Annotated in this window: 8 protein-coding genes; 1 reads left to right on the forward strand and 7 read right to left on the reverse strand. The window is 67.0% G+C overall.

The features are described from left to right. Positions 1-129: 129 nt before the first annotated feature. The 7 genes from OHO83_RS13905 to ngcE form a co-directional block, all read right to left on the reverse strand. Positions 130-1416, reverse strand: a complete 1287-nt coding sequence (locus OHO83_RS13905; protein ID WP_266675027.1) for a sugar ABC transporter permease — start codon at positions 1414-1416, stop codon at positions 130-132. After that, a complete protein-coding gene (locus OHO83_RS13910) occupies positions 1413-2204 on the reverse strand; it encodes an ATP-binding cassette domain-containing protein (protein ID WP_227297905.1) in 792 nt (263 codons plus the stop codon). Before OHO83_RS13910 ends, OHO83_RS13905 begins: the two co-directional genes overlap by 4 nt. A gap of 232 nt (positions 2205-2436) precedes the next feature. Then, on the reverse strand, positions 2437-3558 hold the full coding sequence (locus OHO83_RS13915) for a sugar ABC transporter substrate-binding protein (RefSeq protein ID WP_330279554.1): 1122 nt from the start codon (positions 3556-3558) through the stop codon (positions 2437-2439). Between the two features lie 121 nt (positions 3559-3679). Then, positions 3680-4879: an ROK family transcriptional regulator gene (locus tag OHO83_RS13920; RefSeq protein WP_227297903.1), complete on the reverse strand. Its 1200-nt coding sequence runs from the start codon at positions 4877-4879 to the stop codon at positions 3680-3682. Positions 4880-5157: 278 nt separating this feature from the next. Continuing rightward, positions 5158-6066: a carbohydrate ABC transporter permease gene (locus tag OHO83_RS13925; protein ID WP_266558836.1), complete on the reverse strand. Its 909-nt coding sequence runs from the start codon at positions 6064-6066 to the stop codon at positions 5158-5160. Next, positions 6063-7121, reverse strand: coding sequence for a carbohydrate ABC transporter permease (locus OHO83_RS13930; protein ID WP_329569420.1), 1059 nt, complete (start codon positions 7119-7121; stop codon positions 6063-6065). Before OHO83_RS13930 ends, OHO83_RS13925 begins: the two co-directional genes overlap by 4 nt. 7 nt (positions 7122-7128) lie before the next feature. Then, positions 7129-8535 (reverse strand): N-acetylglucosamine/diacetylchitobiose ABC transporter substrate-binding protein, encoded by a 1407-nt coding sequence (gene ngcE / locus OHO83_RS13935; RefSeq protein ID WP_266675024.1) that lies wholly within the window; start codon positions 8533-8535, stop codon positions 7129-7131. A 789-nt stretch (positions 8536-9324) separates the two neighbouring features. On the opposite strand from ngcE, the gene OHO83_RS13940 reads away from it, so the two are divergent. After that, positions 9325-13134, forward strand: a complete 3810-nt coding sequence (locus OHO83_RS13940) for a GH92 family glycosyl hydrolase (protein WP_330279555.1) — start codon at positions 9325-9327, stop codon at positions 13132-13134. The last annotated feature ends 120 nt before the right edge of the window (positions 13135-13254 follow it).

The raw sequence follows: 13254 nt of genomic DNA on the forward strand, positions 1-13254 counted from the left end.
GGCGCTCTCGTGACATGGCTGTGCCCGGCGTCGTCATTGGCGCCGGGCACAGGATCCAGGGAGCGTCGCGACCGCCAGGGTCTGTCGTTCGGATCAGGCTGGTGCCCAGCGTGATCCGAACGAGAGGTCCTAGGCGCGGCCTGCCGACTTCTGGGTCTTGCGGGTGACCGAGTCGATGACGACCGTGGCGAGGAGCACGCCACCGGTGATCATGTACTGGATCGGGGTGGCGATGCCCTGGAGGGCCAGGCCGTACTGGATCGACGTGATCACGAGCACACCGAGCAGGGCGTTCCAGGTGCGGCCCCGGCCGCCGAAGAGGCTGGTGCCGCCGATGACGGCCGCCGCGATGACGTTCATCAGGAGGTCGCCGGAACCGGCGCTCTGGTTGGCCGCCGCGATCTTGGAGGCCCAGAAGAGGCCGCCGACCGCCGCGAACAGACCGGCGACGGCGAAGACCGAGACGCGGATCGCCGTGACGTTGATACCGGCGCGGCGCGACGCCTCGACGCTGCCGCCGAGCGCGAAGATCTTGCGGCCGTACGAGGTGCGGCGCAGAACGAAGTCGCTGGCGACCAGGACGATCGCGAACAGCAGCACGGCGAGCGGCAGGCCCTTGTACTGGTTGAACATGATCGCCACGGCGAAGGCCGCGATCGCGAGCAGCACCGTGCGCAGCACGAGCTCGCTCAGCGGGCGGGACGGGATCCCGGCGGCCTCGCGGCGCCGGTTGCCGAGGAAGGCCGACAGGAAGTAGCCGGCGACCGCGACGACCGCGAGCCCGTAGGCGGCGGCGACATCGGAGAAGTAGTACGTGGTGAGCTTGCCGACCACGCCGTCGCTGTCGATGTTGATCGTGCCGTTGGAGCCCAGGATCTGGAGCATGAAGCCGTTCCAGAACAGCAGGCCCGCCAGGGTCACGGCGAACGCGGGAGCGCCGATCCGGGCGAAGAAGAAGCCGTGCAGGGCGCCGATGACGGCACCGGCGGCGAGGGCGGTGAGGACCGCGACCCACTCGTTGACGCCGTGGGTGACGCTCATCACGGCCGTGATCGCCGCGGAGACACCGGAGACGGAGCCGACCGAGAGGTCGATCTCGCCGAGCAGCAGCACGAAGATGATGCCGACGGACATCATGCCCGTCGCGACCATGGCGACGAAGATGTTGTTGAGGTTCTCCGCGCCCAGGAACGCCGAGTTGAGGCTCTGGAAGATCGCGCAGATGACGATCAGGCCGATGACGACCGGGGTGGCGCCGAGGTCACCGGCGCGCATCTTGCGCTTGAACTCGCCTATGTAGCCCGCGAATCCCTGCTCGCGCACGAGGAGGCGGGGGTCGACGGCGACACTCGCGTCGCCGGCGACCGCCGGGGCGTCCACGGGGGCCTGCGGCTTGTCGGTCTTTTCGATGCTCACTTCTGAGCCTCCGCGTTGGTGCGCGCCGCACGACGGGTCACGGCGTTGTCCGTGGCGCCGGTGATGGCGGAGATGATCTCTTCCTGCGAGGTGGTCTTGACCTCGAAAACGCCGTTGTTGCGGCCGAGCCGCAGGACGGCGACCTTGTCGGCGACGGCCTTCACATCGGCCATGTTGTGGCTGATGAGGATGACCGCGTGGCCGCGCTCGCGCAGCCGCTCGACGAGGTCGAGGACCTGCGCCGTCTGCTCGACGCCGAGGGCGGCCGTCGGCTCGTCGAGGATGACCAGCTTGGGCTCGCCGAGCATGGAGCGTGCGATGGCCACGACCTGGCGCTGACCGCCGGAGAGCGAGGCGATCGGGATGCGCACGCTCGGGATGCGGATCGACAGCGTGTCGAGCAGCTCCCTGGAGCGGCGCTCCATCTCGACCTCGTCGAGGACACCGCGGCGCTTGAGCTCACGGCCCAGGAAGAGGTTGCCGACGACGTCAATGTTGTCGCACAGCGCGAGGTCCTGGTAGACGGTCGCGATGCCCAGGTTCTGGGCGTCGTGCGGCTTGTTGACCGCGACGGCCTTGCCGTCCCACTCGATGACACCTTCATCGATGGGGTGCACACCGGCGATCGTCTTGACAAGGGTGGACTTTCCGGCGCCGTTGTCGCCGACCAGGGCGACCACCTCACCGGCGTGGACCTCAAGCTCTACATCGGTGAGCGCCTGGACGGCACCGAATCGCTTGGAGACTCCGCGCAACGCCAGCACGGGCGTAGCGGACACGTGAACCATCTCCTTCGCCGCCAAAGGCCTGACCCGGCGGGAGGTTGAACAGAAAAGGCTGAGAGGGGGGTGCGTACGTGCAGGGACGGTGCTGTCGTACGTCGTTCCGTCCGGCGCCCCGCCGTTGAGCTTGCGGGGCTGTCGGCGGCGGGGCGCCGGACGCGCTCACACGGGGCGCTCCTTCAAGGTGCGCTCATGTCCCGTGCAGGACCGGGGAGTTGCCGAGGCGACTCCGGCCTGGTTACTTCAGGCCGATCTTGTCGCAGGCGGCCTTGTACTTGGCCGTGCAGATGTCGTCGAGGGTGTAGTAACCCTCCTTGACGACCGTGTCCTTGATGTTGTCCTGGGTCAGGGAGACCACCGGGACGATCACGGACGGGACACCCTTCTCGGTGCCGCTGTCGACCGTGCCGGTCTTGATGGAGTCGAGGCTCTCACCCTTGGCGACCGCGACGGCCATCTTGGCGACGGTCTCGGCCTCCTGCGGGTACGACTTGAAGACGCTCATGTTCTGGTCGCCCGTGACGATGCGCTGCACACCCGCGAGCTCGGCGTCCTGGCCGGTGACCGGGGGAAGCTTGCTCAGGCCCGCGCCCTTGAGCGCGGTGATGATGCCGCCCGCCATGCCGTCGTTGGCGGAGTAGACGCCGGCGATCTTGTCCTTGCCGACCGCGGAGATCGCGGCGTCCATGTTGGCGTTGGCGTTCTCCGGCTTCCACTCCTTGGTGTCGTAGGACTTGGCGATGTTCACCTTGCCCTTGAGCACCGAGAGCGCGCCGTCCTTGAACTGCTTCGCGTTCGGGTCGGTGATCGCGCCGTTCATCATGACGATCTTGGAGCTGGGCTTGGCCTTGTCGCCCATGGCCTTCAGCAGCGCCTCGCCCTGCGTCTTGCCGACCTCGGTGTTGTCGAACGAGGTGTACGCCTCGATCGGACCCTCGGCCAGGCGGTCGTACGCGACGACGGGGATGCCCGCGTCCTTGGCCTTCTTCACACCGCCGGCGACGGCCTTGTAGTCGACCGCGTCCAGGATCAGCACGTCGACCTTCTTGGTGATCATCGTGTCGATCTGCTGCGACTGGACGGTCGCGTCCTGCTTGGCGTTCAGGTACTCGACCTTGCCCTTGCCATTGGTGAGCGTCGAGATCTGCTTCTCAATGATCGGCTTGTCGAACTTCTCGTAGCGCGCGGTCTGGTTCTCCGGCAGCAGCAGGCCGACGGTGATCGCGTCGCCCTTCTTCGAGCTCGCCTTGTCGCCGCTGTCCTTGTCGCCGGACTCCTTGGCGCTGCCGCAAGCGGCGAGAGAGACGGCCATACCAGTGGCACAGAACGCAACGGCGGCACGACGCATACGCGTGTTCACTTCAGAAACCTCCCTGACGAGGCCGCGACGTTGCGGCCGAGGTAGCGGGAAGTCAACTCGGCCGCAACCCCGGCGTCAAGGAGTAAATCCTTAACGAGATGGCAACGGTGTCATGCGTTCTCTAAGTGAAGGCAGGTGCCGCCACGGACAGAGATCCGTCCAAAAGGGTCGAATCGCCCATCTCGCTGAGTGCCAGGGCCAGCGCCCCGAGCACCTCCGCGCGGCCGCCCAACGCCCCCGGAAGGACGGACAGTTGGCGCGCCGCACTGGGGATCGCGTAGCGCCCCACGGACTCCCTGATGGGCCCCAGGACCAGCTCTCCGGCCTCCGCCAGATCACCGCCGAGGACGACCCTGCTGGGGTTGAGCAGGTTGCAGAGATTCGCGACCCCGCTGCCGATGTGACGCCCCACGTCGGCGATCACCCGCCGGCACCCCGGGTCGCCGTCGCGCGCGAGCCGCACGACGGACTCCATGGTCAGCCCGGTGCCGTGGCTGGACTCCAGGAGCGGCAGCACGTAGCGGGCGGCGGTGAAGGTCTCCAGGCAGCCGCGGTTGCCGCAGCGGCAGACAGGGCCGGACTCGTCGAGCGTGATGTGCCCGATCTCGCCCGCGGTCCCGCCGGGCCCCCGGTAGATCTTCCCGTCAATCACGAGCCCGGCGCCGACACCGCTGGCGACCTTGATGTACGCGAGGTCCTTCACGCCGCGCCCGCTGCCCCAGACCAGCTCGCCGAGGGCGCCCAGGTTGGCGTCGTTGTCGACGTGCACGGGCACGCCGAGGCGCCTGCTCATCTCCTCGGCGGGCTTGGTGCCGGTCCAGCCCGGCAGGATGGACGTGGAGCCCAGCGTGCCGCTCTCCACGTCGATGGGACCCGGTACGCCGAGCCCTACGCCCGCCACCTTCGTACGGTCCACGCCGGTGGCCGCCACGAGCCGCTCGACGAGCTCCTCGGCCCGGTCGAAGCCCTGCGCCGCGGAGGCGTCCACATCGAGGGGCTCGGCCTCCTCGGCGAGCACCTGGTGGGCGAGGTTGCCGATCGCCACGCGCAGGTGGGTGTGGCCGAAGTCGACACCGATGACGATGCCCGCGTCACCGCTGAGCGAGACGCTGCGGGCCCGGCGGCCCCCGGCCGAGGTGGGCGTGACCTCGACGGTCCCGCCGTCCTTGAGCTCCCGGACGATGTTGGAGACCGTCGCCGCGGACAGGCCCGTCGTCCTCGCGATCTCCGCCTGCGTGAGCGAACCGGCGAGCCGCACCGCGCGTACGACCCGCTCCAGATTGGCCCGATGCAGCGACGACTGCGACCCCGGAGTCTCCATTGACTCATCCCACCCTTAGCCCGTTGTCGGGCGGCCCCCCGTGAGTGAGCCGTCCGTGGCCCGCATCACACGGAGAGTGACCGGGCCTTGTACAAGTTATGAACTCCAAGTTCCGCAGAATCGGCCCATGCCGTCAAGCCCTTGACGGAAATCGGTTCCATCGGCAGCGCACAGGGGTCCGGCCCCGGAGAGACTTCTCTCCGGGGCCGGACCCCTGTGCGCAACGGGTGAAGCAGCGGTCACATGATGGCGCCGGCCGTACGGCGCGACGGTGGGTGTCAGCGGAAGGTGCCCTGCGACACCGAACCGGCGATCCGGCGCTGGAAGATGATGTACACGATCAGTACGGGCACCACCGTGACCACGATCGCCGCGAACAGCGCGCCGTAGTCGATGTCGTAGACCTGCGAGGACGCGTAGGCGGACATCCCCTGGGTCAGGACCCACTTGTCCTGGTTGGTGTTGAGCGCCACCGGGAGCAGGAACTGGTTCCACAGCCCCAGGAAGTTGAAGATCGCCACCGCAGCCATGCCCGGACTGGCCATCGGCAGCATCACCTGGAAGAACGCCCGCCAGTCACCGGCACCGTCGATCAGCGCGGCCTCGTACACGTCGTGCGGCAGTGACCGGAAGAACGCGTAGAGGAAGAACACCGTGAACGGCAGCGCGAACGCGACATAGGTGAGGATAAGCCCCGGACGCGTGTTCAGCAGCCCGAAGTTCTGCAACTGGAAGAAGAGCGGCACGATCGCCAGAAAGACGGGGAAGGTCAGCCCGGCGAGCATCACGTAGTAGATCAGCCGGCGGCCGGGGAATTCGAACCGGGCCAGGATGTAGGCGCACATCGCGCCCAGCAGCATCACCAGGAACAACGCGGAGACAACGACGATCACCGAATTCAGGAAGTACTTCCCGATGTTCGCGTCGGTCCACGCGTGCTCGTAGTTCTCGATCCTCCAGTGATCCGGCAGCGTGAACGGCGACGACAGGATCTCGCTGGTCGACTTGAAGGACGACACCAGCACCCACAGCATGGGCACGATCACGATCACGGACCACAGGATCAGCAAGCCGTGCGAGAGCGCCGCGAACCTGCGGTCGCTGCTCACGACGGCTCTCGTCAGCTTCCGGTCTCGCGCCGGCTTGCGGTCACTCGCCTGCTTCCGGTCGGCGGCTATGGCGCTCACTGGGCACCTCCCTTGGCTCCGGCACGCCGAGCCTTGAACCCAGACGCTTTCTTCTTGCCCTCGCTCTCGCCGCCGCCCGTCAGGCGGTTGACGGCGAACACCAGCGCCGCGAACACCAGGGTGACCACGGCGAGGACGACCCCCATCGCGGTGGCGTATCCGAACTGCCCCTTCCGGAAGGCGGTGTTGAACAGATCCTGGCTGATCGTAAGGGTCGAGTTGGCCGGCCCACCGCCCGGCAACAGCGCCTGTACGTAGACGAACGCGTCCAGCGCGGCGATGCCCAGGTAGATGTACGCCGTCTGCACGCTGTCCCGGATCGCCGGCAGGGTGACCGAGATCGTCATCCGGAACCGGCCTGCCCCGTCGATCCTGGCCGCCTCGTACAGCTCGGCAGGGACTCCCTTGATCGCGGCGATGAAGAGCACCGCGTAGAACCCGACGAGCCCCCAGACGATGACGAACATCAGGGCCGGCATCGCGGTCGACTCCTGGCCCAGCCAGGAGAACTCCTCGAAGTCAAGACCGAGTTTGGTGAGGATGCCGTTGAGCAGGCCTGCGTTCGGGTCGTACATCTGCGCCCAGATCAGGCCGACGATGATCGCCGGCACGACATACGGGAAGAACGAGACGATGCGGTAGAACGACGCGCCCCGGATCCCTCGGACGGGGCCGATGCTGGGCCCGCCCAGGGTGACGGCCACCGCTACCCCCAGGGCGAGCGTCAACGTCACCAAGGGCACGAAGGCCGCCAGCAACGCGACATTGCGCAACGCCTTCAGGAAGATGTCGTCCTCGAGCAGCTTGGTGAAGTTGTCCAGCCCGATGAAGTCGTAGTCCGGGCTGAAGCCGCGCCAGTTGGTCATCGCCCAGAAGATCGCCTGAACAAAGGGGTACAGGACGAAGAGTACGAAAATGGCCAGCGGGACACCGAGGAACGCGAGGAAGAACGTCACCCGGTCGAAGGTGAGCTTGCGGCGTCGGGGCCGCCCACCGCGAGCGGCCGGCGTCGGCCGGCGGCTCGCGGTGTCGGAGGTGGTGGTCGTGTCTTTCATCGCAGTGCTAGCTGACCTTGATCTTGTCGACGGAGTCGTCTTCCCGGATCTTGTCGGAGATCTTCTGCAGCGCCGAGGTCAGGCCCTTGGCGTCGATGTCGCCGGCGAGGAACGAGTTCCACGGCACCAGCTGGTCGGTGTTCATGCCGTAGGCCTCGACGAAGTTGTAGGTGAAGATGTTGGTGCCGGCGGCCTCGAGCATCTTCGTCTGCGAGACGAGGGCCGACGATCCGTAACCGTCGGCGGGCACGGTGCCCTTGACGATCGTCGGGGCCAGCTTCGTCTTGGAGAAGTTGGCGGCCGCCTTCTCGGACAGCATCGCCCGCAGCACTTCCTTGCCGCCGGCCGGGTTCTTGCCCTGCTTGGGCACGATGAACGGCTCGCCGGCCGCCGCGCGCAGCGACTCGTAGGGCATCTTCGGCTTGTCGGTGAGCGTCATCGACGGGAAGCCGGTCATCTGGAAGTCAGCCTTGGTGGCCTTCTTCATCTCGTTCTCGATCCAGCCACCGGACGGGTAGAGCAGCGCCTTCTGGTCGTTGCTCCAGATCGCCTGCGCCTTCTGGAACTGGGTGCCGGAGCCACCGGGGACGAACATCTTCTGCTTGACCATGGTCTCCATGACCTTGATCACTCCCTGGATGGCCGGGTGCGACCAGCAGCCCTTCTCCAGGTTCTCCAGCGCGAGCCGGACCTCGTCGCCGCCCTCCTTGATCGCCGAGTCGATCAGGAGCGTGCGGTAGTAGGTCGCCGCCTCCTTGCCGTGGACGAAGAGGTACTTGCCCTTCTTCTTCGCCTTCTGGCCGAGGTCGAGCGCCTCGTCCCACGTCTTCGGCGGCGTCCAGCCGTTCTTCTCGAACAGCGTCTTCGAGTACCAGACGCCGTACACCGTCATCACGTAGTTGAGCGCAACGAACTTGTCCTTGAACGTGCCAGGGGCCTTGACGCCGGGGTAGACGATGTCGGCGATCTTCTTGCCCTCGTACGTGTTGGCCTCGAAGAGGTCGTCGAGTTCCTCGAGCTGGTCGAGGATGCTGAGGAAGCCGATCTGGTCCTCACCGGAGTTGTCGATGAGGTCCGGCGGGTTACCGCCGACGAACCGGGGCTGGAGCTCCGGGGCGATGTCGACGACCGGCTTGACCTGGACCTTGAGACCCTTGATCTGGTCCCCGACGACCTTGTTGGTGTAGTCGACGTAGTCGGTGCCGTAGCCGCCGTCGAAAATGGCCGCGTCGACCTTGGAGTTCGCGGCGACACCGAACGGGTTCTTGGCGCCCTTCTTGCCCTTCGGGCCGCCGTCACCGTTGTCCTTGCTGGAGGGAGAGCCACACGCAACCGCGAACGAACCCATGGCTGCAGTTGCGATCGCCCCGCGCAGGAGCGTCCGCCTGTCAAGAGAGCCGGCACGAATGGTCATCTCTGCATCCTCACTGATCGATTGGATCTGTACGGGTTTGCTGCGTGTTCGGCTGCCGGGCCGGGATGGCCCCGTGCTTGCCGCACTTCTCTTTGAGCGCGTCCTGGTGTGGGTCTCCGCCTGAAATGTCGGCGGAGATGCACATCGGGGCGTTTCGCCGTCGTCTCGGAGCCGCTCAGCGGCACCGATGGTGATCAGCTGAGTGATGTGGGAAAAGCGGTCGCCGGGGCCGTGGTTGGAGCGACAGTCGCGCTCCGCTCGATCAGATCGCGATGGCCTACGCCGGGGGTGGATCCCATGCTCAAGTCCTCGCCTTCTCCAGGACTCAGGCGGTGAACCGGATCCTCCCCGGCACCGCGGTGATGTGAAGCTGGGGTCGTGCCTGATGTCTACACGCCGGGATCGGTCGGAAACACACGGCCGATGGCGCTCGGATACGCGCCTCACCGTTTCCCCCATCCCCCCGCGCTGTCCGCGGCCGGTGGAAACGGCTGAGCAGACGCCGACAGGTATAGTCCACTTCACATAAACTGGGCAAGATCGAATGCAGGTTTGGACGGCGTTCTTTCCCGAGTTGAGACCTCTCGGATATATGAGGCGCCCTTGAGCGGCCCATGCGTGCCCCGGACGACCGATGACCTCGCTTAATGGATGGTCGCGCCAGTCTTCTCGTCCCGCGCGCCGCACACGCCGATTCCAACACCCTTGACACCACAGCCGACTTACCTCCCTACTGGACCCTGCGCTGCGAACTGACAACGTTGTCTCGCGCCGGGAGGGTGCTCGCGAATGCATGGCAGATCCAGACACAGACTTAGGTCCACGGCCGCCCTGGGGGCGGCCTCACTCGCGCTCGTCGCCGCCGGCCAGGGGGCGTCCGCCGCGTCCCCCGGCCAACAGCCGCGCGCCGACCGCGAGTTCAGCTCCTCGTTCGAAACGGGCGATCCCGCCCCCACCTGGCTGAACACGGTGGATACCGCCGCGGACGGCACCAAGCGGTCGTCCGGGGTCGACGGCGGTGACAGCGGTGGATTTCCGGGCAATGTCAACAGCCATGTCACGGAGGTCCGCGCCAGCGACGAGAACTCGGGCGGCGGTGAGACCAAGGAGAACCTCACCGACGGCGAGTCCAGCACCAAGTGGCTCTCGTTCGAGCCCACGGCCTGGGTCGAGTACGACCTGGACGCGCCGGCCAAGATCACGAACTACGCCCTGACATCGGCCAACGACCACGCCGAACGCGACCCGAAGGACTGGACCCTCAAGGGCTCCACCGACGGCAAGGAGTGGACGACGCTCGACACCCGCACCGGGGAGAGCTTCGCCGACCGCTTCCAGACCAAGAAGTACGACCTCCAGAACCCGGCCGAGTACCAGCACTTCCGGATCGAGGTCACCAAGAACAACGGCGCGGACGACGCCACGCAGCTCGCCGACCTCCAGCTGGCCACCGCCGACGCCGGCTCGCCCACGCCCGACGACATGCTGTCCCTCGTCGACAAGGGCCCCAGCGGCTCCCCCACCGCCAAGGCGGGCGCGGGCTTCACCGGCAAGAAGGCCCTGCGCTACGCGGGCACGCACAAGGCCGACTCACGCGCCTACTCGTACAACAAGGTCTTCGACGTCGACGTGGCAGTCGCCCGTGACACGGAGCTCTCGTACAAGATCTTCCCGTCGATGGCGGACGGCGACCGCGACTACGACGCCACCAACGTCTCCGTGGACCTCGCCTTCACCGACGGCACCTATCTGAGCGACCTGAAGGCCACCGACAGCAACGGCGGCCTGCTGACGCCGCAGGGCCAGGGCGCGGCCAAGCGGCTCTATGTCAACCAGTGGAACGCCGTCGCCTCGTCCATCGGCTCGGTCGCGGCCGGCAAGACCGTCGACCGGATCCTGGTGGCGTACGACTCGCCGAAGGGCCCGGCGAAGTTCCGCGGCTGGGTCGACGACATCGCGCTGAAGGCCGCGAAGCCGGAGCCGCCGAAGGCGCATCTGTCGGACTACGCGGTCACGACGCGCGGCACGAACTCCAGCGGCGGTTTCTCGCGCGGCAACACGTTCCCGGCCACCGCCGTCCCCCATGGCTTCAACTTCTGGACGCCGGTGACCAACGCCGGCTCCCTCAGCTGGCTCTACGACTACAGCCGCGACAACAACGCGGACAACCTCCCCACGATGGAGGCGTTCAGCGCCAGCCACGAGCCCAGCCCCTGGATGGGCGACCGGCAGACGTTCCAGATGATGCCGTCGGCGGCGTCCGGCACCCCGGACACCTCCCGCACCGGCCGCGCGCTGCCGTTCAAGCACGAGAACGAGACGGCCCGCCCCTACTACTACGGGGTGCGCTTCGAGAACGGCCTCAAGGCCGAGATGACGCCGACCGACCACGCGGCGATGCTGCGGTTCACCTACCCCGGTGACGACGCGAGCGTGATCTTCGACAACGTCTCCGACCAGGCGGGCCTCACGCTCGACAAGGACAAGGGCATCGTCACCGGATACTCGGACGTGAAGTCCGGGCTCTCCGCGGGCGCGACCCGGCTCTTCGTCTACGGCGTCTTCGACACCCCGGTCACCGGCGGCGACTCCACCGGGCCCAAGGGCTACCTCCGCTTCAAGCCGGGCGCCGACAAGGCGGTCACCCTGCGCCTCGCGACGTCCCTGATAGGCATCGACCAGGCCAAGGCGAACCTCGCGCAGGAGCTGCCGTCCGGGTCGTCGTTCTCCTCCGTGCGGGACAGCGCCCGCGCGCAGTGGGACAAGCTCCTCGGCAAAGTCGAGGTGGAGGGCGCCACGGCCGACCAGCGCACCACCCTCTACTCGTCCCTGTACCGGCTGTATCTGTACCCCAACTCCGGCTTCGAGAAGGTCGGTTCGAAGTACCAGTACGCCTCGCCGTTCTCGCCGATGCCGGGTCCTGACACCCCGACCCACACCGGCGCGAAGATCGTCGACGGCAAGCCGTACGTCAACAACGGCTTCTGGGACACGTACCGCACGACCTGGCCCGCGTACTCGCTCCTGACGCCGAAGAAGGCGGGCGAGCTCGTCGACGGGTTCGTGCAGCAGTACAAGGACGGCGGCTGGATCTCACGCTGGTCCTCGCCGGGTTACGCGGACCTGATGACCGGTACGTCGTCGGACGTGGCGTTCGCCGACGCGTACGTCAAGGGCGTCAAGTTCGACGCGGAGGCCGCGTACAAAGCGGCTCTGAAGAACGCGAGCGTCGTGCCGCCCGCGGCGGGCGTGGGCCGCAAGGGGATGCAGACGTCGCCGTTCCTCGGCTACACGAGCACGGACACCCACGAGGGTCTGTCCTGGGCACTCGAGGGCTACCTCAACGACTACGGCATCGCGCAGATGGGCCAGGCCCTCTACAAGAAGACCGGCGAGAAGCACTACAAGGAGGAGTCGGAGTACTTCCTCAACCGGGCCCGCGACTACGTGAACATGTTCGACCCGAAGGCGGGCTTCTTCCAGGGCAAGAGCGAGAAGGGCGACTGGCGCGTCGAGTCGTCGAAGTTCGACCCGCGCATCTGGGGCTACGACTACACGGAGACCAACGCCTGGGGCTACGCCTTCACCGCCCCGCAGGACTCGCGCGGGCTCGCCAACCTCTACGGCGGACGCGACGGCCTCGCCAAGAAGCTCGACACGTTCTTCGCCACCCCGGAGACGGCGACCAACGACGTCGCGGGCTCGTACGGCGGTGTCATCCACGAGATGACGGAGGCGCGTGACGTCCGGATGGGCATGTACGGCCACTCGAACCAGGTGGGCCACCACATCACGTACATGTACGACGCGGCGGGCCAGCCGTACAAGACGCAGGAGAAGGTCCGCGAGGTCCTCTCCCGGCTCTACACGGGCAGCGAGATCGGCCAGGGCTACCACGGCGACGAGGACAACGGCGAGCAGTCGGCCTGGTACCTCTTCTCCTCGCTCGGCTTCTACCCGCTGGTCATGGGCAGCGGCGAATACGCCATCGGCTCCCCGCAGTTCACGAAGATGACGCTGCACCTGGAGAACGGCAAGGACCTCGTCGTCAAGGCTCCCGAGAACAGCACGAAGAACATCTACGTGCAGGGCCTGAAGGTCAACGGCAAGAACTGGACGTCGACGTCGCTGCCGCACTCGGTCGTCGCGAAGGGCGGGGTCCTGGAGTTCGCGATGGGCCCGAAGCCGTCGAAGTGGGGCACCGGCAAGAACGCGGCGCCGGTCTCCATCACGCAGGACGACAAGGTGCCGTCGCCGCGCAAGGACGCGATCACGGGTTCGGGGCCGCTCTTCGACAACTCCTCGGCCACGAGCGCGAGTGCGGAGTCGGTGGAGCTGCCGGTCGGCGCGGACGGCGCGAAGGCCGTGCAGTACACGCTGACGTCGGACGACAGGACGAAGGCCCCGACGGGCTGGAAGCTGGAGGCCTCGGCCGACGGCTCGTCCTGGAAGACGCTGGACCAGCGGTCCGGCGAGTCCTTCTCCTGGGACAAGCAGACCCGGGCGTTCTCGGTGAGCGAGCCGGGCTCGTACAAGCACTACCGGCTGGTGTTCACCGGTGGGGCCGCGACGGTGGCGGAGGTGGAGCTGCTGAGCTAGCCCCCTGACGTCCGATGACGCCGCTGAGCCGTGAGGCTCAGCGGCGTTGTCGTTGCCTCTAATTGTGTGGACAGGGGTCCGACGGCCCGCTTACTGTCTGGCACGAACCGTGATGCAGAC

The organism is Streptomyces sp. NBC_00569, from assembly GCF_036345255.1.
Classification (GTDB): domain Bacteria; phylum Actinomycetota; class Actinomycetes; order Streptomycetales; family Streptomycetaceae; genus Streptomyces.